The following is a 22,653-nucleotide window of genomic DNA, read 5'->3' on the forward strand; positions in this document are numbered from 1 at the left end:
TTCTTGCGGTTTAACCAGGGAAAGGAAACGCGCCAGTGACAGATCCGAACAAGCACTATCTACTGATCATCAACGGAAAATCAGCGGGCAACCCTGAGCTGCGCGAGGCGGTAACCGCCCAGCGCAAGGCAGGGGTTGCCATCACCGTACGCGCGACCTGGGAGGGGGGCGATGCCGCCGACTTTGCGGCCGACGCAGAGGCTTTGGGGGCGACCCACGTGGTGGCCTGTGGCGGTGATGGCACGGTCAACGAGGTGGTCAATGGATTGATGCGCCTGCCCCATGACCACCGCCCCCCGCTGGGTATCGTGCCTCTGGGCAGTGCCAATGATTTCGCCACGTCGGTAGGGCTGCCCCTGGAGCCCGGGCCTGCTCTGCAAGCGGCTGTCTCGCTCGCGGCGGCGCCCATCGACGTGATTCGCATGACGGCGGAAGCCAACGGTGAGCAGTCGATCAGCTACTACGTCAACATGACGACGGGGGGCTTTGGGGCCGAAATTACCTCTTCGACCCCGAAAACCCTCAAACGCATGTTGGGCGGGGGTGCCTACTCGCTAATGGGCGCGCTCAAGGCATGGCGACACCGCAGTTATCGCGGCACGCTGCATTGGGCCGACAGCGAACAGGCCGCTTCGCTGCTGCTGCTGGCGCTGGGCAATGGGCGTCAATCGGGGGGCGGTCAGGTATTGGCACCCAGGGCCCGGTTGGACGATGGGCGTCTGGATGTCCTGCTGGTCAAGGATTTCCGTTCGGTACTGGAACTGCCTGCCTTGTTAGGCGAGCTGCAGCATTTTCCGCCGGACGGCCGCTACGTGCGCTACTTCACGGCCAGCCAATTGACCGTGACCACCAGGCCGGACGATGACCCCTGGCCGCTGACCCTGGATGGCGAAGCAAAGCGCTACGAGCGCTTTACGGCCGAAGTGGTGCCGTTGGCGCTCAAGGTGCTGCTACCCGAAGGGTGTGCGCTGTTGTCGGCCAATGAACGCCACTAGCCGGTCATAATTGAGTCATTGAATACGATGTTTTAAGGAGCTATACGCAATGGTGAATCGACTCTGGATGCCTGTGTTGGCCAGCATGGCGCTGTTACTCAGTGCCTGTGGCGACAGCCAGGAAGAAGCCAACGTTTCCCCGGAAGAGACCCCTGCCACGCTGACTGAGGAGGAGGGGGCTGCCACCACGGAGGCGGCGCAGGACGACGGGGAGGACGAGGTGCCGGACCCGCAGGAGGTCGAGGACGATATTGAAGCACGCCAGGCCGCGGAGCAGTTGGAAGCCGCCGAAGCGATGCGCGAGGGCGATGAGCAAGAACCCGGCGTGCCGGAAGCCAGCGAGCTGCAGGCCGGTGAAGAGACGCTGGGGGCCGACCCCGACGACGCTCTGGACGAGGCCAGTGCCATGCCGGGGGAAACCACGCGTTCTGACGTAGACGACATGATCGCCGAAACCGAGCGCCGCTTCGAAGAGGCCCAGCGCCAGCTCGAAGAGCAGTTTCAGGAGGTGGAGCAGCAGCGTCCCGAGCTGGAGCCCATGGAGAGCGAGACCTCATCGAGCGACTGGGAAACGGACAGCGCCATTACGGAGGGAGCGCCGCTGGACGATGGTCTGGAAGCCACCGACGTGGATGCCCTGATCGAAGATACCGAGCGCCGTTTTGAAGAAGCCCAGCGCCGCCTGGAAGAGCAGTTCGAAGAGCTGGAGCGGGAACGGCTGGAGACATCAGGCGCTGGCAACGATACCACGTCGCCCTGATACTACCTCTGATCAAGCTGGCTTCATGGCAGCGCATAAAAGAAGGCCCGCCGGAGCGGGCCTTCTACATTGGCCTGGGTCATACCGGGCGAATGTTGGATGCCTGAAGGCCTTTCTTACCCTGAGTCACTTCGAAGCTGACCTTTTGACCATCCTGCAGGGTCTTGAAGCCTTCAGCCTGAATTTCGGAGAAGTGGGCAAAGAGATCGTCACCACCGTCATCGGGAGAGATGAAGCCGTAACCTTTCGTATCGTTGAACCACTTGACAGTACCAGTTGCCATCATTCATATCCTTAACGTGCTTGATGATTAGGCGGACATTCACGGTGTTTGCCCGCCAAATTCACTTTAGAAGCAAATAGCCGGGCCGTCCAGTGGCCCCGAAACCCTTCCCGTCAACGCCTTTTGCGAGCCTGATACGCATGCCTTTTACCTTGATCGACGCGCAGTTCATCCCGTTTCTGGTGGCTATCACGCTGCTCTCTGTCAGCCCTGGGGTGGACACCCTGCTGGTGATCCGCAATACGGCACGCGGTGGCCTGCGCGACGGTATTGCCACCAGCGTGGCCATCTGCTGCGGCCTCTTCGTGCACGCAACGGTGTCGGCACTGGGCATTTCGCTGATTCTTCTGCAATCGGCTTGGGCATTCAATGCGCTCAAGCTGGCCGGTGCGGCCTATCTGATCTGGCTGGGGGTTTCCAGTTTGATGGCCGCCCGTAGAGGAACGCCGCTGCCCGTCAAAGGCGTCATGCAGAACGCTGCGCCTGTCCCGCTCTGGCAGCCCATCAAGGAAGGGTTGCTGTCGAACGTGCTGAACCCCAAGACCGTGGTGTTTTACATGGCCTTCCTACCGCAGTTCATCGCGCCCACCGACCCCGCCCTGCTGAAGTCGCTGTGGCTGGCAAGCATTCACTTCGTGATTGCCAATGTGTGGCAGATCAGCGTGGTGTTGATGGTCGGGGGCGCCAGCAAATGGCTGGCCAGCGCGCGCTTTGCGCAAACCCTGAACGCGGCCACCGGGGCAGTGCTGGTCATGTTCGGGCTGCGGCTGGCGCTGGAGCAGCGCCCGGTGTGACCGGGCGCGGGAGGGGAACGGAGACAGGCTTAGCGCTGAACCAGCGCGCGGTCGTAGCGAACGCTCTGCTCGCTGTCGTTCAATAGCGAGACGCCTTCGCTGCTACCGCCGTTGGCCAGGCTCTCGAAGATGACCCGATAGCTCAGCACGGCCTGCACGTAATCGCGGGTTTCGCGGAAGGGGATGCTCTCCACGAACAGGTCGAACGACTCCATGCTGTTACTGCCCAGCCACTGGTCTACGCGGCCAGGGCCGGCATTATAGGCTGCCGTCGCGGCAAGGCGATTGCCACGGTAACGGTCGAGCTTGTCACGCAGGTAGGTGCTGCCCAGGCGAATGTTCAGTTCGGGGTCGAGTACGCCGTAGGGCCCGGGGTCGCTGAGCCCCAGTTGGCGACTGACCTGCGTGGCGGTGCCGGGCATCAGCTGCATCAGGCCGCGTGCGCCAGCCGGTGACAGCGCCACGGGGTTGTAGGCGCTCTCCCGACGGGTGATTGCCATCAGCAGAAAGGGGTCTACGCCGGTCATGCGGCCCCAATGCAGAAAACTGTCCCGGTAGGCGGGTGGGAAGCGCCACTCCAGGGCATCCCACATCTCACCGGCAATCGTGGTTTGTACCAGCCGGGCATGCCACTGCTGCTGGGCAGCGTAGTCGGCGAGAGCGCGAGCCTGGTAAGGCGACGCTTCGCGAACGGCATGCAGCCACTCGCTGTTGGCCAGGCCCTCTTCACCAATACGCAGCAGCGCTTGCGTGCGCTGTACGGCGGGCAGTCGCGCGATATCCTCGCGGGTGGCTTCGTCGAAGTGGTGGCGTTCGTGGTTGAGCCGGTACGGCTGGCCGATTTTCTCAGCGGCGGCAAAGCCATAGAAACTACGGTCCTGGGCAGCCTGCTGATAGCGCGCCTGAGCGGCTTCCTGATTACCCAGCTGTTCGTTGGCGCGTCCCAGCCAGTACTGCCAGCGGCTGCTCTCCTGCTGGCTGGCGGGCATCTCTGCAATCCAGTGGATGACGTCGGTCCATTGGCGCTCCGCCAGGGCGCGGCGCACCCGAAGCTCCAGCACCCGCTCGCTCTGCAAGGAGGGCAGCACGCTGTCTACCCAGCTCAGTGTACCCGGCACGTCGCGCACCAGAGCGTAGAAGGCCAGCTCCTCCTCGATGACCTGCTGGTCGCTGGGCGCCAGCGTCAGGCGCGGGGCGATCTGTTGCCAGGCGGCAAAGGCGCGGGGCGTGTCTTCGCGGGTATAGCGCTGCATGGCCGCCTGATAGAACGCTGCCGTGGCGGCGCATTCAGGCCCCAGGCAAGTAGGGGCCGTGGTCAGGCTGTTGAGGCTTGTATTGGCCCGCTCCGCCGTATCGATGGCCGTTTGCCACTGGCCGCTGAGCAATCCTCCCAGGTAAGTGCTCAGGCGCTGCTCGCCTGCTTGCCAGGCCAGCATCTTGCGCTCCCAGATAGCGGTGGCATCGATGGTGCCATCCGCGCGCAGGCGGCTGAACAGGGCGTTGCAGGCGTCCGGCTGTGAGCTGCCCACGCGCCACAGCGCCAGACCCGCCGTGCGTGCCTGTTCGGGGGCGTGGTCGAGGAGTGCCGTGTAGTAGTAGCACTGCCGTGCCGTACCGGCGGGTTCGCCATCGGCGACGGCCAGCAGGTCGCTGAAACGGCCCGCATAGCCGTAGTTGGCAATGGCCTGGCCGCGCAGCCACTCGCCCAAGGGGGAGTCACCGTGCTGCTCGATGAACTGCAGGACCTGGCTGACAGAGACGTTGGGCAACTGCTGGCGTAGCCGGTGATACTCCACATAGCCGCTGAGGATATGCCCGTCGATGGCGCTCTGGTCGATTTGTTGCCACTGCTGCTGGCGGGCGGCGTTCAATGCATCGCGCATGGCCTCGTCCGAGGCGGCCCAGGACGCAGATGGCAGGCCGATCAGTGCCGCGGCACACAGCGTGCGAAGGGTAGAACGAAATGGCGTTGCCTGCATGGCACTCCCTCTTTAACTGGAACTGGCTGATATGACGGTCGAGTAGGTGATGGCCACCGTCGCGTGGCCGTCGCGATCATGAACTATTTGGCCAAATGACGTTCTGACCATTGTACCCTGAGAGGATTCCCTGACGATGGCACGATTATCTAGCTGGTGGTTGTTTCGTCGCTTGAAAGGTCGGGCCTGGGCCATCAAACGAGTAGCCCGTGCGCTCACGCTTTTCCTGCCCATGACCCGCGACGTACTGCGTGGCAGCTTCAGGCCGGTGCCTTGGGCCGCCTTCGGCACCATGGCTCTGGCACTGGCCTATCTGGTCATGCCCTTTGATCTCATCCCTGATTTCCTGGTCATCATTGGTCTGGTCGACGATGTGCTGATCGTCGGTTGGCTGTTGAACCGTGTGGATCGCCACCTGGCCGAATATCGCGCCTGGAAAGCCGAGAACGAGGCAGCGTCGACGGCTGCCTGATCGGCGCGGCTGGTTGGCTAGCGCTTGAAATCCCATCACTTATCCCCATATTGCCTTCATCCTGTTCTACGCCTCTGCCTGGCTGGCAGAGGCGACACGCCACACGAAATAGATGAGGGCTAAGCGCATGACCACGGCGACCCACGAAGAAACCCTTGGCTTTCAAACCGAAGTCAAGCAGCTTCTGAACCTGATGATCCACTCCCTGTACTCCAACCGGGAGATATTCCTGCGTGAGCTGATTTCCAACGCGGCGGATGCCTGCGACAAGCTGCGCTATGCAGCCCTGGACAACGACGCCCTGTACGAAGGTGACAGCGAGCTGCGCATCGAAATCGAGCACGACCGTGATGCCAATACCATCACCTTGCGTGACAACGGTATCGGCATGAACCGCGAAGATGTCATCGCCAACCTGGGGACCATCGCGCGTTCAGGCACCGCCGAGTTTCTCAAGCAGCTTTCCGGTGAACAGCAGAAGGATGCCAAGCTGATCGGTCAGTTCGGTGTCGGTTTCTACTCTGGCTTCATTGTGGCAGACGAAGTCGCCGTTCGCACTCGCAAGGCGGGCACCGCCGCGTCGGAAGGCGTCGAGTGGCGCTCGCGGGGCGAAGGTGAGTTCACCGTGGCCGATATCGAGCGCGAGGTGCACGGCACCGAAATCACCCTGCACCTGAAAGAAGATGCCAAAGAGTTTGCCGACGACTACCGCCTGCAAAGCCTGGTGCGCAAGTACTCCGATCACATCGAAGTGCCGGTGCGCATGCCCAGGACCGAGTCCGCTCGTGACGACGAGGGTAACGAGATCGAAGGCAGTGAAGTCACCACCTGGGAAACCGTCAACGAAGCCACGGCGCTGTGGGCACGTCCCAAGAGCGACGTGTCGGACGACGAGTACAAGGCGTTCTACAAGCACGTGGCCCACGACTTCAGCGACCCGCTGACCTGGAGCCACAACAAGGTCGAGGGCAAGCTGGAGTACACCAGCCTGCTCTACGTGCCGGGCCGTGCACCGTTCGACATGTTCGACCGTGACGGTTCCCGAGGCGTCAAGCTGTACGTTCAGCGGGTATTCATCATGGATGACGCCGAACAGTTCCTGCCGCTCTACCTGCGTTTCATCAAGGGCGTACTGGACACCCGCGATTTGTCGCTGAACGTCTCTCGTGAGCTGCTGCAGCAGGATCCCAAGGTCGACAAGATCAAGGGCGCCTTGACCAAGCGTGCCCTGGACATGCTCAAGAAGCTTTCCAAGGATAGCGAACAGTACCAGACGTTCTGGAACACCTTTGGCAGCGTGCTGAAAGAAGGGCCGGGTGAAGACTTCGCCAACCGCGAGAAAATCGCCGGTTTGCTGCGCTTTGCTTCCACGCATACCGACACGTCTGCCCAGGAGCACTCCCTGGCCGAGTACGTCGAGCGCATGAAAGAAGGTCAGAAGAAAATCTACTACGTGGTGGCCGACAGCTTCAATGCCGCGAAGAACAGCCCTCACCTGGAGATCTTCCGCAAGAAAGGCATCGAGGTGCTGCTACTCTCCGATCGTATCGATGAGTGGCTGATGAGCCACCTGACCGAGTTCGACGGCAAGTCTTTCGCCGACGTGGCCAAAGGCGAGCTGGACCTGGGCGATGTCGAAGACGAAGCCGAGAAGCAGGCTCAAGAAGAGACCGCCAAGGCAAAAGAGGCGCTGGTCAAGCGCGTTCAGGAGGCGCTGGGCGAGCACGTGCAGTCGGTGAAGGTCACTCACCGTCTGACCGACTCGCCTGCCTGTGTGGTGCTGCCGGAGCATGAGATGGGCTATCAGATGCGGCGCATCATGGAGGCCGCGGGGCAGAAGCTGCCCGACGTGAAGCCCATTCTCGAGCTCAACCCCGATCATGCGCTGGTGGCAAGACTCGAAGGCAGCGAAGGCGAGCTGTTTGCCCAGCTGGCGCATATTCTGCTCGATCAGGCGATCATCGCCGAAGGTGGCCACCTGGACGACCCGGCGGCTTACGTGAAGCGGCTGAACAGCGTACTGACCGCGTGATGCCCATCCGTTGAGGGATGCGGCCCGCCTGGCCTGCCAGGCGGGCCGTTTGTTTTTCAGCCTGTTTTGAACGGCGAAGGCGGCCGTTGGTGATAAAGTAGGTTTCACTATGAATGCTAAACGATCAGGATGTCATCATGGCGGATGAGCAACAGATTAAGGTCGCCGTGCTGGGCGGGGGGAGTTTTGGTACCGCCTTGGCCAGCATTGCGGCAGACAACGGTGCCCAGGTGCGCCAGTGGATGCGTGACGAAGCGCTGGTGGCGCAGATCAATCAGGAGCACCGTAATGGCCGCTACCTGCCCGATTATCCGATCAACCCTGCCGTCGAGGCGTCCACTGACCTGGAAACCGTCCTGGTGGGCGCGGAGCTGGTGCTGATCGCCATTCCCTCCAAGGCGTTTCGCAGCGTGGTGCAGGCGGCCAAGCCGTGGCTGACCGCTGAGCAAATTCTCGTCAGTACCACCAAGGGGATCGAACAGGAGGGCTTCCTGCTGATGAGCCAGGTGCTGGAGCAGGAGACCGGCTTCACCCATATTGGTGTGATTGCGGGCCCTAATCTGGCCTCCGAGATTGCCGATAAACAGCTGACCGCGACCGTGATCGCCAGCGCCGACGCCCTGACGCGTACTCGGGTGCAGCAGGTGCTGGGGTGTCGCTATTTCCGCGTTTACGCCAGTAACGACCGGCACGGCGTCGAACTGGGCGGGGCGCTCAAGAACATTTACGCCATCGCCGCAGGCATGGCGGCAGCGCTGGGCATGGGTGAAAACACCCGCAGCATGCTGATGACCCGTGCACTGGCGGAGATGAGCCGGTTTGCCGTGGCCCAGGGGGCCAATCCGATGACGTTTCTGGGGTTGGCGGGAGTCGGTGACTTGATCGTGACCTGCTCCTCGAATCTGTCGCGTAACTATCGGGTGGGGTATGCGCTGGGCGAGGGGCGTGACCTGGAGGCTGCGGTAGAAGCGTTGGGGCAGGTCGCGGAAGGGGTCAATACCGTCAAGCTGGTGTGCGCCAAGGCTGGGGAGTTGGGCGTTTACATGCCGCTGGCGGAAGGGTTGAAGCGGGTGCTGTTCGATGGCGTGCCCGCCCAGGAAATGGCGCGCACGCTGATGCTGGGTGAGCAAAGCAGCGACGTCGAATTCATTCTGCCCCGTGAGGCCGTGCAGCAGGCGCATCGGGAACAGACATCGCCCCCTCGAGTGGCGGTCAGCAAAGGAGATGTTCATGAGTGACCAGGGAAATCAGGCGCTGCGCCATGGCGGCGCAAGCCCACTGCTGATCATGCGGCATGGTGAGACCGCTCCTGGCTTTCCAGACCCGGTGCGTGCGCTGACTCGCCGCGGCGAACAGGAAGCGGGCGCCATGGCGCGCTGGCTGGCAGCGCGGGTCAGTGAGGGAGAGCTTGCCACCCCCGTGCTGTATGCCAGCCCGTATGTGCGTGCGCAGCAAACCGCTGAATATATCCGAGACGCCTTGGGCATTCCCTTGAATACCTTGACGTTCATCACGCCAGACGATTCCGCCAGCGACGTGGCCGAGTGGCTGATGGCACAACAGCCCCAAGGGCCCATCATGCTGGTCAGCCATATGCCGCTGGTGGGCGAGTTGGCAGGATTATTGGTCGAAGGTGCACCGAGCCAGGGGCTGGGTTTCCCCACGGCGGCCATTGCCGAGCTGGAGGCCGATGTCTGGGCGGCGGGTTGCGCTCAGCTGCAGCGCTTCACCCAGCCCAGCCAGCTGTAGCGGCTGGTTTTAGAGAGTAGCTGTAGAGAATAGCTGTTGAAAATAGCTGAGCGAGTCCCTCGCCACGCAAAGCGGCTGCCGAAGCAGCCGCTCATGTTGATGCGCTGGCAATGGGCGTGCGTTACAGCAGAGCGTCCAGCTTGGTCTTGAGCAGGTCGTTCACTTGTTGAGGATTGGCGGTGCCGCGAGAGGCCTTCATGACCTGGCCCACGAAGTAGCCGATCATCTTGCCGCGCTTCTCGGGCTCCGAATCGCGGTACTGGGCGACCTGGGCCGGGCTCTCGGCGATGACCTGATCGATCATGCCTTCGATGGCGCCAGTGTCGGTCACCTGCTTCAGCCCTTTGGCATCGATGATGGCATCGGCGCTCTCCCCCTGGCCATTCCACAGTGCCTGGAAGACCTGCTTGGCGGCCTTGCCGTTGATGGTGCCATCGAGCACGCGGCGTACCACTTCGCCCAGCTGCTGGGCCGAGACGGGGCTGTTCTGAATGCTCAGGTTTTCCCGGTTCAAGGCGCCGGACAGCTCGCCCTGAACCCAGTTGGCCGCCTGTTTGGCATCGCCACATACCCGGTGGACTTCTTCGAAGAACTCCGCCATTTCACGGCTGGCCGAGAGCACGCTGGCATCGTAAGCCGATAGCCCCAGCGCGTCCTGGAAGCGAGCGCGCTTATCGGCGGGCAGTTCCGGCAGCTGGCTGCGCAGATGCTCCAGGTAGGCTTCATCGAGAACCACGGGCAGCAGGTCGGGGCAGGGGAAGTAGCGGTAATCGTTGGCTTCTTCCTTGGTGCGCATGCTGCGGGTCTCATCGCGCTCCGGGTCGTACAGGCGGGTTTCCTGCACCACGCTGCCGCCATCTTCGATCAGCTCGATCTGACGCTCGACTTCGAAGGCAATGGCGCGCTCCACGAAGCGGAACGAGTTGACGTTCTTGATTTCCGCACGTGTGCCAAATGCTTCCTGGCCTTTGGGGCGCACCGAGACGTTGACATCACAGCGCATCGAGCCTTCGGCCATGTTGCCGTCGGAAATGCCCAGGTAGGTCACGATGGAGTGGATGGCCTTCAGATAGGCCGCCGCTTCCTTGGCGTTGCGCATGTCCGGTTCGGAGACGATCTCCAGCAGCGGGGTGCCTGCGCGGTTCAGGTCGATGCCGGTCATGCCATGGAAGTCTTCGTGCAGCGACTTGCCTGCATCTTCTTCCAGGTGGGCATGGTGGATGCGGATGCGCTTGGTGGTGTCGTCGTCCAGGGTGATTTCCACCTCGCCAGCGCCCACGATGGGGTGATACATCTGGCTGGTCTGGTAGCCCTTGGGCAAGTCAGGGTAGAAGTAGTTCTTGCGGTCAAAGACCGATACTTCCGGGATCTCGGCATGGACGGCCAGGCCGAACTGAACGGCCATGGCGACCGCCTGTTCGTTCAAGACGGGCAGTACGCCAGGCAAGCCCAGATCAACGGCGCAGGCCTGGGTGTTCGGCTCGGCGCCAAACGCCGTCGAGGCGCCGGAAAAGATCTTGGAGCGCGTTGCGAGCTGAACGTGGACCTCGAGCCCAATCACGGTTTCCCATTGCATCAGGCGTTCTCCTCGGCAAAGGCAGGCTGTTTGAGATGCCAATCGGTGGCTTGCTGGAACTGGTGAGCGACGTTGAGCAGCTGCGCTTCGGCAAAGTGCGTGCCGAGAATTTGCAGGCCCACCGGGCGGCCGCCCGCAAATCCGGCCGGAACGCTGATGCCGGGAATGCCCGCCAGGTTCACGGCAATGGTGTAGATATCCTGCAGGTACATCGACACCGGGTCTTTCTTCGCGCCCAGGTCGAAGGCGGGCGTGGGCGAGGCAGGCCCCATCAGCACATCGACATCTTCGAAGGCGTCGAGGAAGTCCTGACGGATCAGGCGGCGCACCTTCTGGGCCTTGGTGTAATAAGCGTCGAAGAAGCCTTCCGACAGAGTGTGGGTGCCAATCAGGATACGCCGTTTGACCTCCTCGCCAAACCCTTCGGCCCGCGAGCGGGTGTAAAGATCGATTAGGTCGGCAGGCGCCTTGCAGCGGTGGCCGAAGCGCACGCCGTCGAAGCGTGACAGGTTGGAAGAGGCTTCGGCGGGGGCAATCACGTAATAGGCCGGGATGGCGTAGTGCGTGTGCGGCAGGCTGACCTCCCGCACCGTGGCACCCAGCGACTCGTAAACCTTGACGGCGTCACGCACGGCTTGCTCGACGTCCGGGTCGAGGCCGTCGCCAAAATACTCCCTGGGCAGGCCGATTTTCAGGCCTGACAGCGGCGCGTTGAGTGTTTCAGTGTAGTCAGGCACGCCACGGGCGACGCTGGTGGAGTCGCGCAGGTCGTGCCCGGCAATCACGTTGAGCAGCAGGGCGCAATCTTCAGCCGTGCGTGCCATCGGGCCTGCCTGGTCGAGGCTGGAGGCATAGGCAATCATGCCGTAACGAGAGACGCGCCCATAGGTGGGCTTCAATCCGGTGATGCCGCAGAACGCGGCCGGCTGACGAATGGAGCCACCGGTGTCGGTGCCCATGGCTGCAGGGACGAGCCCGGCGGCTACCGCTGCCGCGCTGCCGCCTGAGCTGCCGCCGGGAACGGCCGACAGGTCCCAGGGGTTCTTGACCGCGCCGTAGTGGCTGTTTTCGTTGGACGAGCCCATGGCGAACTCGTCCATATTGGTCTTGCCGAGGCTAATGGTGCCTGCTGCCGCCAGTTTTTCCACCACGGTGGCATCGTAAGGCGCGATGAAATTATCGAGCATTCTGGAGCCGCAGGTGGTTTTGACACCCTGGGTGCAGAAGATGTCTTTCAGCGCCAGGGGGATGCCTGCCAGCTTGCTTGCTGTGCCTGCCACCCGTGCCTGGTCGGCTGCTTCGGCCTGATTCAGCGCTTGTTCGGCGGTCACCGTGATAAAGCTGTTGAGCTTGTCATCGGTTTTTTCGATGCGCTGTAAAAAATGGGAGGTCAGCTCTCGGCTGGAGAGGTCACCGCTACCCAGGGCGGCGGCGAGCTGCGTTACGGTTTTATCGTGCATGACCCGGAAGCTCCGTTCGGGGGCGAATGAAATAAGCAGAAACGAGCGGGGTGCGGCGGTTACTCAACCACCCGAGGCACCAGGTACAGGCCGTTTTCCACTGCCGGAGCACAGCGCTGGAAAGCGTCGCGCTGGTTGGTTTCGGTGACTTCGTCGGCGCGCAGGCGCTGCGTGGCATCCAGCGGGTGGGCCAATGGCGCCACACCTTCGGTATCCACGCTCTGGAGCTGGTCGACCATGTCCAGAATGCGGCTGAGGTCGTCGACGAAGCCACTGGCTTGGTCATCGCTGACGGCGAGTCGGGCCAGATGCGCGGCCCGGCGCACATGAGATTCTTCAAGCGCCATGATCGAGGTTTCCTCGCAAACGTGATGGAACATATTCCGCTTTGAGCGGTATACATACGGTCATCTTGAATTCGTCTTGTGGAACAGACGTGGAAAATAGCCGCAAAAGGTACCACATATTGCGCCCCACGGGCACCATTGGGCACGACTCGTGCTTGCTGCCAAGGGGTTGCGGTGATACCGTTTGCATCCGCACAGGGTTCCCGGTCTGCACTAGGTAACAACATCCATGTTCAAACGTTTGAGGGGGCTGTTTTCCAGCGATCTGTCGATCGACTTGGGTACGGCCAACACACTGATTTATGTACGCGGTCGTGGCATCGTGCTCGATGAACCGTCCGTTGTCGCCATCCGCCAGTCGGGCAACATGCGTAGCGTCGCTTCGGTAGGTGCCGATGCCAAACGCATGCTGGGCCGAACGCCTGGCAATATCACGGCTATCCGACCCATGAAGGACGGCGTCATTGCCGACTTCACCGTTACCGAGCAGATGCTCCAGCACTTCATTCGCAAGGTGCACCAGAGCACGTTTCTGACGCCCAGTCCGCGTGTGCTGGTCTGCGTGCCTTGCATGTCGACCCAGGTGGAGCGCCGCGCCATCCGTGAGTCCGCCGAAGGGGCGGGTGCCCGGGAAGTCTTCCTGATCGAAGAACCCATGGCTGCGGCCATCGGCGCAGGTCTGCCGGTAGAAGAAGCGCAGGGGTCGATGGTGGTGGACATTGGTGGCGGTACCACCGAGATCGCCATCATCTCGCTCAACGGGGTGGTCTATTCCGAATCGATCCGCGTAGGCGGTGACCGTTTTGACGAGGCGATCACCGCGTACGTGCGCCGCCATTACGGTAGCCTGATCGGCGAAGCCACGGCCGAGCGCATCAAGGAAGAGATCGGGTGTGCCTACCCGGGTGGCGAGCTGCGCGAGATCGACGTGCGCGGCCGTAACCTGGCGGAGGGCATCCCGCGCAGCTTCACGCTCAACTCCCACGAGATTCTCGAGGCGCTCCAGGAAACGCTGGGCTCTATCGTATCTGCCGTCAAGAGCGCACTGGAGCAGTCGCCCCCTGAGCTTGCCTCGGACATCGCCGAACGCGGCTTGGTGCTGACCGGCGGCGGCGCACTGCTGCGCGACCTCGACAAGCTGATCGCCGAAGAGACGGGCCTGCCGGTCATCGTGGCCGAAGACCCGCTGACCTGCGTGGCGCGCGGCGGTGGCAAGGCGCTGGAGATGATTGACCAGCATACCTTTGAGTTACTGTCGAGCGATTGATCGCAGCGGTTTGACGCGGGGGATTGCCTATTAAACCGCTGTTTTCACACGGGCCGCTACCCGGTTACCGGCTATTCTTCTGTGTGCTGGCGGCAAGCGTGCTGATGTTTGTCGACCAGCGCTTTACGCGCATGGAAGATCTTCGCGCCCAGATGACCATGGTCGTTGCCCCCATTCAGTGGGTGGTGAGCGTGCCCAGCGACGTCCTGAACTGGGGGGCGCTTGCGCTCTCTGACCAGCAAGCGCTGGTGGACGAAAATCGCCGCCTGCGCGAGCAGATCTTGACGCTCTCCCACCGTGGGCAGCGGCTCGCCAATCTGACCGCCGAAAACGCCGAACTGCGCACGCTGCTCAAGGCGGCCGAGCGTCGTGAAATCCCCTATATTGCCGCAGAGCTGCTGTCTCTGGACAATGACCCCTTTACTCATCAAATGGTGGTCGACCGAGGGCATCGTAATGGCGCCTACGTCGGGCAGCCGGTGATCGATGCCTCTGGGCTGGTGGGGCAGGTGACCGCGGTATCGGCCTACTCCAGCCGTGTGCTGCTGTTGGCCGATGCCAGCCACGCCTTACCAGTGCAGGTCAATCGCAACGGCCTGCGTTTCATCGTGCAGGGCACCGGGCGCCATGGCAGTGTCAGCGTACTGCACGTACCGGATACCGCCGACATTCGTGAAGGGGATTTGTTGACCACCTCCGGGTTGGCGGGCCGTTTTCCGCCAGGGTATCCCGTGGCGCGCGTCACCGAGGTGTATCACGACCCCGGCCAGCCTTTTGCTCGTGTCATGGCCGAGCCTGCTGCACAGCTGCAGCGCTCGCGGCATTTCCTGATGCTATTTCCAACGCCCCGCGAAGAGTTCGACGCGTTGGGCTGGGATGAGTCCATGGATATTTCGGCGCAGGCCGTGCATGCCGCTCAGCGTCTGGCTGAGTCTCATTCACAGGAGGCGCCTTGATGGCCAGGGTTCCCGTTGTGCCGTTGTTGGCCGTTTGGCTTAGCCTACTGCTGGCCCTGTGCTTGCAGGTCATGCCCTTGGCGGATGGCTGGCAGGTGTTTCGCCCCGAGTGGGTTGGCTTGATGCTCATCTACTGGAGCATGCGCTCACCGGATCGAGTGGGGGTCTTTCACGGCTTCGTGGTGGGTCTGCTGCTGGACCTGATCGAAGGGACCGCGCTGGGCCAACACGCGCTCATCTTGTCGCTGTTGGCGTTTCTGGCTGCCATGGTCTATCCACGCTTTCGCGCTTATTCGCTGGTGCAGCAGGCCGTGCTGGTGTTGGTGCTGCTGGGGCTGGTGCAACTCATCGAGCAGTGGTTGCGTACCTTGACCGGCGAGTTTTCGATCCACCTCTCCTTCCTGATTCCCTCGCTGATGAGCGCATTGCTGTGGCCCTGGCTGGCCACCATGCTGGTGGCTCTGGAGCGGCGCATGATGAGCAGTGGATCATGAGCGAAATGATCCCCGGTGCTTCCCCTCAGCCGGTACTCTGTCTGGCGTCTGCGTCGCCGCGCCGCAAGGCGCTGCTGGCGTCGATTGGCGTGCCGGTGAGCGTGCTACCCAGCGATATCGATGAAACGCCGCTGGCCGATGAGTCGGCCTTGGCGTATGTGGAGCGACTGGCCATCGCCAAGGCCAGCGCGGCCCTGGGCCGAACGCACTTGCCGGTGCTCGGCTCGGACACGGCAGTCGTGGTAGCAGGCGAGATTCTGGGCAAGCCTCGGGACCAGCAGCACGCTGCCGAGATGCTGAGGCGGCTTTCAGGGGGCACGCATCAAGTGCTGACCGCAGTGGCGGTGAGTGGGCCGCTGGGTATACTCTCATGTTGTGTCACCACGCATGTCACCATGCGGTCACTGAGCCGCGAGGAGATCGCCTGTTACTGGCAGACCGGGGAGCCCGTGGACAAGGCCGGTGGCTATGCCATACAGGGGCTTGCGTCGGTGTTCGTCGAAGAGATTCAGGGCAGCCACTCTGCCGTCGTGGGGCTGCCGCTATTTGAAACCACGCGCTTGCTTGTCCAGCAGGGAGTGCCCGTCTGGGCGGGCCGATATCCAACGTAGCGATTGGGCCCGCACTGGCACCTAGCGACGACCGCTGCGCTGGCAAGGAACCGGATATTCAATAAGGAATTGTGCATGAGCGGTGAAGTCCTCATCAATTTGACGCCCATGGAGACCCGCGTTGCGCTGGTGGAGAATGGCGTGCTGCAGGAGGCGCTCATCGAGCGCTCCCGTCGCCGTGGGATCGTGGGTAATATCTACAAAGGCAAAGTGGTTCGCGTACTGCCTGGCATGCAGGCTGCCTTTGTCGATATTGGCCTTGAACGCGCCGCCTTCATCCATGCCCATGAAGTGATGCCGCCCGGCACCCCCAGCGATGAGCAGCAGACCATCGGGCAGTTGCTGCACGAAGGCCAGGCCCTGGTCGTGCAGGTCACCAAGGACCCTATCGGCACGAAAGGGGCGCGGCTGACTACCCATCTCTCGATTCCTTCGCGTTACCTGGTCTACATGCCGGACTCGCCTCACCATGGCGTTTCCCAGCGTATCGAAGACGAACGCGAGCGTGAGCGGCTGAAAGCGCTGCTGGACAAGAGCATCGCAGAACAGACCATCGACGTGACGGGTGGCTTCATCGTGCGCACGGCGGCAGAAGGCGTGGGCGATGAAGAGCTGGCCAGCGACATGTACTTTCTGCTGCGTATCTGGCGCAAGGTCAGCGAGCGCAAGATCACCGCTTCCCCGCCTAGCGTGATCTACGACGACTTGCCGCTGTTCATGCGCACCCTGCGTGACGTCATGTGCGATGATATCGAAAAAGTACGCATCGACTCCCGGGAAAACTTCATCAAGCTGGTCGAGTTTGCCGAAGAGTTCATGCCTGATGCGGTGGACCGTATCGAGTACTACCCGGGCGAGCGACCGATTTTTGATCTCTACAGCGTCGAAGACGAGATTCAGAAAGCCCTGGGGCGCAAGGTGCAGCTCAAGTCTGGTGGGTATCTGGTCATCGATCCTACCGAGGCCATGACCACCATTGATGTCAATACCGGTGGGTACGTTGGGCATCGCAATCTGGAAGAGACCATTTTCAAGACCAACCTGGAAGCCGCGACGGCCATTGCCCGTCAGCTACGGCTGCGCAACCTGGGCGGTATCATCATTATCGACTTCATCGACATGGTGGATGTCGAGCATCAGCGTCAGGTACTTCGCGTATTGGAAAAGGCGCTGGAGCGTGACCATGCAAAAACCAAATGTACCGGGGTAACCGAGCTGGGGCTCGTGCAGTTGACCCGTAAGCGCACCCGAGAAAGTCTCGAACAAACCCTGTGTGAAGCCTGCCCGACCTGTGCCGGGCGCGGGACGCTAAAGACCCCCGAAACCATCTGCTATGAAATCTTCCGAGAAATCCTCCGTGAAGAGCGTGCCTACAGTGCAGAAACCTACATGGTGCTGGCCTCTCAGCCGGTGGTGGATCGTTTGTTGGATGAGGAGTCGGCGGCCGTGGCTGACCTGGAAACCTTCATCAATAAAACCATTCGCTTTCAGGTCGAGGCGCACTACTCCCAAGAGCAGTACGACATCGTATTAATGTGATGGCTGCGCTAAGCCCTTTCCCCCGCTTTTTGCTGCGCGCTGGACTCGTGACGCTGGCAGTCCTATTGGGTCTGCTGGCGCTGCTGCTGGTGACGCTGCGCGTGGCTCTCAGTCAGAGTGATGCGCTCGCGCCACGCATCGAAGCGGTGCTGGAAGCCAGGATCGGTGCACCAGTGAGCATTGGGCAAGTCTCGCTCTCGTTGGCGCGCAATGATCTACGCTTCCTGCTCGAAGACCTGCGTATCGACACCCCGCAGGGCGATCCGCTGGCTGCCGTCGAACGCGTGCAGTTACGTCTCGATGGTTTGGCGAGTTTGCGCCAGTGGGCTCCGGTTTTCAGCGATGCTCGTATGGCGGGGCTCGAGTTTCATCTCTACCAAACGCCTGAGACCACCTGGGGCTGGCCGGCGCCCGCCACGCTGCCCTTGGGTATGGCCCCGCAGCCGGATATCGATCTGGCGCTGATCGACGCCTGGGCAGGGCTGCTGCTCAGGCAGCGCTTGTGGGTAGACAACAGCCGCGTGCTGCTGCATGGGCGTGAGCAGACGGTGCTATTGCATGCACCGTCGCTGGTGTTGGATGGCGATGAGCGTCGTACGCGTCTCTCTGGCGAGCTGAAGGTGGTGGAAGACCCCGCCCAGGCAGCCTCGGCGCTGCCGGCCATCACCATGGGCGCCGAGATGCAGCCCGGTGTGCGTGGCTTGAGTGATTTTTCGGCGGCCCTGCAGATGAATATGCAATTGGATCATCTGGTGGTGCTGGCGGCGCTGTTTCGTCCAGAGCAGATGCCCTATCTGGAGCAGGCGGGCGGTCAAGTTCAATTGTGGGGGCGCTGGCGAGAAGGGCGTCTGGAGGATGCGCGGTTGGCGGTCGATATGCCCGAGCTGACACTGCGTCGAGACGTGGAATACGCCGTGTTGCGCAACATCCAGGCCTCCGGGCAGTGGCAGCGCAACGGGGAGGGCGGTGAAGCCTGGCTGAGCGGCAACGCAGAAAGCGTCGAGTGGGCCCAGCCAGAGGGCATCAGTGACGGCCCTGCCTTGCCTTACCACTGGTACCTGGCCCACGAGCCCGGCCGTTGGGAGCTGCGCACCAGTGCCTTCGAATTGGCCTCGCTGGCCGCTTGGCGCGAGTACGCCCTGTTACCCGAGTCGCTGACGCGGGTGCTGCAAACCCTGGCCCCCAGAGGGCAGGTGCAGGGGCTGCGGCTGGGGCAGCGGGAAGGGCGCTGGGGCGTCGATGCCGCCTTGACCAACGTGGCGGTCGACCCGTGGCAGCAAGCGCCGGGCGGTGGCCCGCTGGATGCCTGGGTGCAGGCGCGTGACCTGCGCGGCCGGGTGACTTTCAGCAGTGCGGGCAACAGCGAACTCTACTTCCCGCAGCTCTTCGAAGCGCCCATGCAGCTGGGGCATGCCGAGGGCGTGGTGGAGTGGGTCTACGATGGTCCACGGACCATGATCAGCGGGCGTGAGCTGCACGTCGATTGGGATGGTGCGCGTATCGCGGGCGGCTTCGGCCTGATCACGGGGCAGCAGCGTGGTCAGTTTGGGCTCGACCTCGCCTTTGAGAATGTCGATGCCGTAGAGCGCCCGTTAGGCCAATGGCTGCCGCTTGGCGCCTTCGAGCCGGCGCTGCGGGAGTGGTTGCAAAAAGACATCGGTGGCCGGGTGCCGCAGGGGGCGCTCAAAATGAGTCTGCCGTTTGGAGAGCCCGGTAGCGCGCCGCCATTCTCTGCCACGCTGGCGCTGCTGGTGCGCGAGGGCTACTTGCCGATAGCTGACGGTTGGCCGCTGCTGGAAGAGGTCGATGGCCGCTTGATATGGCAGGGGGGAGAGCTGAAGGCGCAGGTGGCGAGTGCCCAGAGTCAAGGGGTCCAGCTGTCTGATGGAGCCGTCCAGCTGGGTGAAGACAACATGCTGCGGCTGTCGGGGCAATTGCACAGCGATGGCGCCTCGCTGTTGCGCTTTCTCAAGGCCATGCCAGAAGCGGGCGAGTTGCCGCTCGACGAGTTCAGCGCTGAAGGCGTGGTCGACGGCAGCCTGGCGGCGGCGGTGCCTTTGGAGCATCCAGAAGGGCTGTTGCTGGATATCAACGTGGTGCCTTCTCTGGAGGTCGTGCGCTACCCACCGCTGTCTGTGTCACTGCGCCAGGTCGAAGGCGAGGTGAGCTGGCAGCAGTCGGGCGAGCAGCGGGCGCTGTTGGGCAATCTGCAGGGGCGTTGGCAAGGCGGGGGGATCCGCGCCGACTTTGATGAAGATCAGCAGCGGGTGCGGCTCAGTGGTGAGGTGGATAGCGCGGCGCTCTGGGCGCTGGCGGGCATGCCGGACACGGCACAAGAGGTGCTGCGCGGGCGCACGGCCTGGGAAGGCGTGGTGAACTGGGAAGACACCCCGACCTTGAGTTTGCAAAGCCAGCTGGTTGGGCTGACCAGTCAGCTGCCCGAGCCGTTCGATAAACGCGCCGAGCAGTCCTGGCCGTTACGGGTGCGCGCTGATTTTTCCAGTGCCAGAGGAGAGGTGCGGGTGGCTGATCTGCTGGCCATGCGTCTGGCGCTCAGAGAGCCAGAAGGTCTGATGGGCGAGGTCGCGCTGGGCAGCGTGGCACCGCTGGTGGAATGGCCCCAGCAGCCAGGCTGGAAAATCGATGCGTCGCTAAACACCATTGATCCCTTGGCCTGGCAGCAGGCCTTGTCGCCGCTGTTCGACAAGGGGGCGGGTGGTCCGCCGACGTCCGGGGCGTTGCCGACCCTCGAAGCCGTGCTGAGAACCTCCTGCTTGCGTTATCGTGACGAGTGTCTGGGCGCCATGACGGCTTCCGGTAGCGCCGAGACGGACCGAGCACAGCTGCAAATCAACGGTGAGCTGCTCTCCGGTCGTGTGCACTATCAGCCACGGGAGTCGCGCCCACTGGACGTGGTCGTGAGCTATCTGGCCGCTGACCGTTTGCTTGATTTGCCCAGCGAAGAGGCCGCGAGCGAGGCGTCATCGAGAGAGGTGCCCACGCCGGGCTCCTGGGTCGACGAGATCACTACCGAATACGCCGCCCCAGCCGCTATCCCCGCTTGGCTGGCATCCGTACCCAATGGACGGCTACGACTGGCCGAGCTCAGTGTGGGTGACGGGCTTTATGGCCCCCTGACCGCTTATTGGCAGACCAGCGCTCAGGGGCTTTCCATTGCGCCGGTGGGCCTGACCCTGGGGCAGCTCTCAGCGCGTGGGGAGCTGCATTGGGAGGGTAATCCGGTGACCAGTCGCACCCGCGCTGACCTGACGATTCAGGGCGGCGATCTGGGCACCGCCCTGGAGCGCCTGGGCCAACCCGTGGCCATGCGCAGCCGTACCACCAACGTTGCCGCTGAGCTTGCCTGGCCGGGGGCGCCTTGGCAGTTTGCGCTGGCCCGCGCAGGCGGAGAATTGAGCACGGATATTCGTGACGGGCGCTTCGTGATGCTCGACTCGGCACCTGCACGGCTGGTGGGGCTACTCAATTTCGATAACATTCTGCGCAGGCTGCGGTTTGATTTTTCGGATGTCACCGGGCAGGGAACGGCGTTCGATCGGGTGCATGGCACGGCGGACGTGGCCCAGGGGCAGCTATTGCTGCGTGGCCCCCTACAAATTGATGCCCCTGCCACGACCTTTACGCTGACAGGAAATGTTAACCTCTTGCAGCGCGAACTCGATCAGCGTCTTGGCGTCACACTGCCGGTGAGCCAAAGTCTGCCTATCGCGGCACTCGCGGTGGGTGCCCCCATCGTCGGCGGGGCGCTCTTCATTGCCGACCGACTTTTTGGTGATGCACTGGCGCAGGCCACCACCATTCATTATCGCGTGCGGGGTCCCTGGACCTCGCCGCAGGTTACTTTAGAAGGCCCTCAATGACCGCACACACAAGCGATATAGAGTCTGCAGTTGCCATTTTGCTAACGCCGGGTGGCCTCGATCTGGAAGCCCTGGAGACGGGCCTTGGCTACGCCATGGGCGCAGGCATCGATTATGCCGATCTCTACTTCCAGCGCACCTGGCAGGAGGGGTGGGTGCTGGAAGATGGCGAAGTCAAGGAGGCGAGCTACAACATCGATGGCGGAGTGGGTGTGCGTGCGCTGGCAGGCGAAAAAACCGGCTTTGCCTACTCCAACCAGATTACCGCCGATGCTCTGATGGATACCGGACGCACCGCCTCGGGTATCGTGCGCAGTGGTAAGCAGTTGCCGGGCCAGCGTGTCGTGCCGGTGAGCGCGGCGGCGCGCTATGCGGGTATCGACCCGCTGGCAGGGCTGACCGCTGAAGAGAAGGTGGCCATGCTCAAGCAGGCTGACCGCGTGGCGCGGGCTGCCGACCCCAGCATCAGCCAGGTCAGTGCCTCGCTGTCCGGCACCTACGAAGTCGTGCTGGTACGTGCCAGTGACGGCACTCTGGCGGCGGACGTGCGGCCGCTGGTGCGCTTCAATGTCAGCGTGATCGCCGCCAAAAATGGTCGCCGAGAGCGAGGCAGCGCCGGTGGCGGTGGGCGCTACTCCATGGCGCGCCTGCGCGATGAGGGTGTGGCCGAGCGCTATGCCCAGGAAGCCGTGCGCCAGGCGCTGGTCAACCTGGAAGCGGTGGATGCCCCTGCCGGTCAGATGCCGGTGGTGCTGGGCGCCGGATGGCCCGGCATTCTCTTGCACGAGGCGGTCGGTCACGGCCTGGAGGGTGACTTCAATCGCAAGGGCAGTTCGGCCTTCGCCGGGCGAATGGGCCAGCGCGTGGCGGCCAAGGGTGTCACCGTGGTAGACGATGCCACGGTCATGGATAGTCGCGGGGCGCTCAGCGTCGATGACGAGGGCACGCCGGGCCAGTACACCCCTCTGATCGAGGATGGCATTCTCACCGGCTACATGCAGGACAAGCTGAATGCGCGATTGATGAACATGGCGCCAACCGGGAACGCGCGGCGTGAGTCCTTTGCCCACCTGCCGATGCCGCGTATGACCAACACGGTGATGCTGGCCGGGCAGGATGCGCCGGAAGACATCATCAAGAGCGTCAAGCGCGGCCTTTACGCGGTCAGCTTCGGTGGCGGGCAGGTAGATATCACGTCGGGCAAGTTCGTGTTTTCAGCCAGCGAAGCCTACCTGATCGAAGATGGGCGCATCACCTCGCCAGTCAAGGGCGCTACGCTGATCGGCAATGGCCCTGAGGCGATGGGGCGGGTATCCATGATTGGCCATGACCTGGCCATGGACACCGGTATCGGCGTGTGTGGCAAGGAGGGCCAGGGCGTGCCGGTGGGCGTTGGGCAGCCCACTCTCAAGCTGGACGAGCTGACCGTCGGTGGCACGCAATCGGGCTAGCCAGGCA

The 22,653-nt window shown here is 62.7% G+C and carries 19 protein-coding genes; 14 read left to right on the forward strand and 5 right to left on the reverse strand.

Going from position 1 to position 22,653, the window contains the following annotated elements:
* The first annotated feature begins 35 nt into the window (after nt 1–35).
* Nucleotides 36–995: a lipid kinase YegS gene (gene yegS / locus HSS18214_RS0101000; protein ID WP_016913455.1), complete on the forward strand. Its 960-nt coding sequence runs from the start codon at nt 36–38 to the stop codon at nt 993–995.
* Between the two features lie 49 nt (nt 996–1,044).
* Entirely contained in the window at nt 1,045–1,755 is a 711-nt protein-coding gene (locus HSS18214_RS0101005; protein ID WP_016913456.1) for a hypothetical protein, read from the forward strand.
* A 79-nt stretch (nt 1,756–1,834) separates the two neighbouring features.
* On the opposite strand, the gene HSS18214_RS0101010 is transcribed toward HSS18214_RS0101005, so the two are convergent.
* Nucleotides 1,835–2,038, reverse strand: coding sequence for a cold-shock protein (locus HSS18214_RS0101010; RefSeq protein WP_016913457.1), 204 nt, complete (start codon nt 2,036–2,038; stop codon nt 1,835–1,837).
* Nucleotides 2,039–2,178: 140 nt separating this feature from the next.
* Here HSS18214_RS0101010 and HSS18214_RS0101015 point away from each other — a divergent pair, with 140 nt between their 5' ends.
* Complete coding sequence (locus HSS18214_RS0101015; protein ID WP_016913458.1) at nt 2,179–2,832, forward strand: LysE family translocator; 654 nt, start codon at nt 2,179–2,181, stop codon at nt 2,830–2,832.
* Between the two features lie 29 nt (nt 2,833–2,861).
* On the opposite strand, the gene HSS18214_RS0101020 is transcribed toward HSS18214_RS0101015, so the two are convergent.
* Nucleotides 2,862–4,811, reverse strand: coding sequence for a transglycosylase SLT domain-containing protein (locus HSS18214_RS0101020; RefSeq protein ID WP_016913459.1), 1,950 nt, complete (start codon nt 4,809–4,811; stop codon nt 2,862–2,864).
* A 136-nt stretch (nt 4,812–4,947) separates the two neighbouring features.
* On the opposite strand from HSS18214_RS0101020, the gene HSS18214_RS0101025 reads away from it, so the two are divergent.
* The 4 genes from HSS18214_RS0101025 to sixA all read left to right on the forward strand — a co-directional run bounded on the left by HSS18214_RS0101025 (nt 4,948) and on the right by sixA (nt 9,064).
* The gene (locus HSS18214_RS0101025; RefSeq protein ID WP_016913460.1) at nt 4,948–5,283 is read left to right on the forward strand and encodes a YkvA family protein; all 336 of its coding nucleotides are present in this window, start codon (nt 4,948–4,950) and stop codon (nt 5,281–5,283) included.
* A 127-nt stretch (nt 5,284–5,410) separates the two neighbouring features.
* Nucleotides 5,411–7,315 carry a molecular chaperone HtpG gene (gene htpG / locus HSS18214_RS0101030; protein ID WP_016913461.1) on the forward strand — a complete coding sequence of 635 codons (1,905 nt, stop codon included), beginning with the start codon at nt 5,411–5,413 and terminating at the stop codon, nt 7,313–7,315.
* Between the two features lie 137 nt (nt 7,316–7,452).
* Nucleotides 7,453–8,553 (forward strand): NAD(P)H-dependent glycerol-3-phosphate dehydrogenase, encoded by a 1,101-nt coding sequence (locus HSS18214_RS0101035; RefSeq protein WP_050980278.1) that lies wholly within the window; start codon nt 7,453–7,455, stop codon nt 8,551–8,553.
* On the forward strand, nt 8,546–9,064 hold the full coding sequence (gene sixA / locus HSS18214_RS0101040) for a phosphohistidine phosphatase SixA (protein ID WP_016913463.1): 519 nt from the start codon (nt 8,546–8,548) through the stop codon (nt 9,062–9,064). Before HSS18214_RS0101035 ends, sixA begins: the two co-directional genes overlap by 8 nt.
* A gap of 121 nt (nt 9,065–9,185) precedes the next feature.
* On the opposite strand, the gene gatB is transcribed toward sixA, so the two are convergent.
* The 3 genes from gatB to gatC are packed head-to-tail and all read right to left on the reverse strand — an operon-like array spanning nt 9,186 to nt 12,447.
* Nucleotides 9,186–10,640 carry an Asp-tRNA(Asn)/Glu-tRNA(Gln) amidotransferase subunit GatB gene (gene gatB / locus HSS18214_RS0101045; RefSeq protein ID WP_016913464.1) on the reverse strand — a complete coding sequence of 485 codons (1,455 nt, stop codon included), beginning with the start codon at nt 10,638–10,640 and terminating at the stop codon, nt 9,186–9,188.
* Nucleotides 10,640–12,100, reverse strand: a complete 1,461-nt coding sequence (gene gatA / locus HSS18214_RS0101050) for an Asp-tRNA(Asn)/Glu-tRNA(Gln) amidotransferase subunit GatA (protein WP_016913465.1) — start codon at nt 12,098–12,100, stop codon at nt 10,640–10,642. The genes gatB and gatA overlap by 1 nt, the downstream gene beginning before the upstream one ends.
* 59 nt (nt 12,101–12,159) lie before the next feature.
* A complete protein-coding gene (gatC, locus tag HSS18214_RS0101055) occupies nt 12,160–12,447 on the reverse strand; it encodes an Asp-tRNA(Asn)/Glu-tRNA(Gln) amidotransferase subunit GatC (protein ID WP_016913466.1) in 288 nt (95 codons plus the stop codon).
* Between the two features lie 229 nt (nt 12,448–12,676).
* On the opposite strand from gatC, the gene HSS18214_RS0101060 reads away from it, so the two are divergent.
* The 7 genes from HSS18214_RS0101060 (at nt 12,677) to tldD (ending at nt 22,646) form a co-directional block, all read left to right on the forward strand.
* A complete protein-coding gene (locus tag HSS18214_RS0101060; protein WP_016913467.1) occupies nt 12,677–13,714 on the forward strand; it encodes a rod shape-determining protein in 1,038 nt (345 codons plus the stop codon).
* A gap of 23 nt (nt 13,715–13,737) precedes the next feature.
* Entirely contained in the window at nt 13,738–14,670 is a 933-nt protein-coding gene (gene mreC, locus HSS18214_RS0101065; protein ID WP_026001639.1) for a rod shape-determining protein MreC, read from the forward strand.
* The gene (gene mreD, locus HSS18214_RS0101070; protein WP_016913469.1) at nt 14,670–15,164 is read left to right on the forward strand and encodes a rod shape-determining protein MreD; all 495 of its coding nucleotides are present in this window, start codon (nt 14,670–14,672) and stop codon (nt 15,162–15,164) included. Before mreC ends, mreD begins: the two co-directional genes overlap by 1 nt.
* Complete coding sequence (locus tag HSS18214_RS0101075; protein WP_016913470.1) at nt 15,161–15,775, forward strand: Maf family protein; 615 nt, start codon at nt 15,161–15,163, stop codon at nt 15,773–15,775. The genes mreD and HSS18214_RS0101075 overlap by 4 nt, the downstream gene beginning before the upstream one ends.
* A 75-nt stretch (nt 15,776–15,850) precedes the next feature.
* Nucleotides 15,851–17,314: a ribonuclease G gene (gene rng, locus HSS18214_RS0101080; protein WP_016913471.1), complete on the forward strand. Its 1,464-nt coding sequence runs from the start codon at nt 15,851–15,853 to the stop codon at nt 17,312–17,314.
* The gene (locus HSS18214_RS0101085) at nt 17,314–21,195 is read left to right on the forward strand and encodes a YhdP family phospholipid transporter (RefSeq protein ID WP_016913472.1); all 3,882 of its coding nucleotides are present in this window, start codon (nt 17,314–17,316) and stop codon (nt 21,193–21,195) included. The genes rng and HSS18214_RS0101085 overlap by 1 nt, the downstream gene beginning before the upstream one ends.
* A complete protein-coding gene (gene tldD, locus HSS18214_RS0101090) occupies nt 21,192–22,646 on the forward strand; it encodes a metalloprotease TldD (protein WP_016913473.1) in 1,455 nt (484 codons plus the stop codon). Before HSS18214_RS0101085 ends, tldD begins: the two co-directional genes overlap by 4 nt.
* Nucleotides 22,647–22,653 lie beyond the last annotated feature (7 nt).

This window comes from Vreelandella stevensii S18214, from assembly GCF_000275725.1.
Classification (GTDB): domain Bacteria; phylum Pseudomonadota; class Gammaproteobacteria; order Pseudomonadales; family Halomonadaceae; genus Vreelandella; species Vreelandella stevensii.

What these genes read in the sequence shown, in the direction of transcription:
- tldD (WP_016913473.1), top strand. Translation starts at nt 21,192, where the DNA reads ATGACCGCACACACAAGCGATATAGAGTCTGCAGTTGCCATTTTGCTA.
- mreD (WP_016913469.1), top strand. Translation starts at nt 14,670, where the DNA reads ATGGCCAGGGTTCCCGTTGTGCCGTTGTTGGCCGTTTGGCTTAGCCTA.
- HSS18214_RS0101015 (WP_016913458.1), top strand. Translation starts at nt 2,179, where the DNA reads ATGCCTTTTACCTTGATCGACGCGCAGTTCATCCCGTTTCTGGTGGCT.
- HSS18214_RS0101010 (WP_016913457.1), bottom strand. Translation starts at nt 2,038, where the DNA reads ATGGCAACTGGTACTGTCAAGTGGTTCAACGATACGAAAGGTTACGGC.
- HSS18214_RS0101005 (WP_016913456.1), top strand. Translation starts at nt 1,045, where the DNA reads ATGGTGAATCGACTCTGGATGCCTGTGTTGGCCAGCATGGCGCTGTTA.
- gatB (WP_016913464.1), bottom strand. Translation starts at nt 10,640, where the DNA reads ATGCAATGGGAAACCGTGATTGGGCTCGAGGTCCACGTTCAGCTCGCA.
- HSS18214_RS0101085 (WP_016913472.1), top strand. Translation starts at nt 17,314, where the DNA reads ATGGCTGCGCTAAGCCCTTTCCCCCGCTTTTTGCTGCGCGCTGGACTC.
- gatC (WP_016913466.1), bottom strand. Translation starts at nt 12,447, where the DNA reads ATGGCGCTTGAAGAATCTCATGTGCGCCGGGCCGCGCATCTGGCCCGA.
- HSS18214_RS0101060 (WP_016913467.1), top strand. Translation starts at nt 12,677, where the DNA reads ATGTTCAAACGTTTGAGGGGGCTGTTTTCCAGCGATCTGTCGATCGAC.
- htpG (WP_016913461.1), top strand. Translation starts at nt 5,411, where the DNA reads ATGACCACGGCGACCCACGAAGAAACCCTTGGCTTTCAAACCGAAGTC.
- rng (WP_016913471.1), top strand. Translation starts at nt 15,851, where the DNA reads ATGAGCGGTGAAGTCCTCATCAATTTGACGCCCATGGAGACCCGCGTT.
- HSS18214_RS0101025 (WP_016913460.1), top strand. Translation starts at nt 4,948, where the DNA reads ATGGCACGATTATCTAGCTGGTGGTTGTTTCGTCGCTTGAAAGGTCGG.
- HSS18214_RS0101075 (WP_016913470.1), top strand. Translation starts at nt 15,161, where the DNA reads ATGAGCGAAATGATCCCCGGTGCTTCCCCTCAGCCGGTACTCTGTCTG.
- sixA (WP_016913463.1), top strand. Translation starts at nt 8,546, where the DNA reads ATGAGTGACCAGGGAAATCAGGCGCTGCGCCATGGCGGCGCAAGCCCA.
- HSS18214_RS0101020 (WP_016913459.1), bottom strand. Translation starts at nt 4,811, where the DNA reads ATGCAGGCAACGCCATTTCGTTCTACCCTTCGCACGCTGTGTGCCGCG.
- HSS18214_RS0101035 (WP_050980278.1), top strand. Translation starts at nt 7,453, where the DNA reads ATGGCGGATGAGCAACAGATTAAGGTCGCCGTGCTGGGCGGGGGGAGT.
- gatA (WP_016913465.1), bottom strand. Translation starts at nt 12,100, where the DNA reads ATGCACGATAAAACCGTAACGCAGCTCGCCGCCGCCCTGGGTAGCGGT.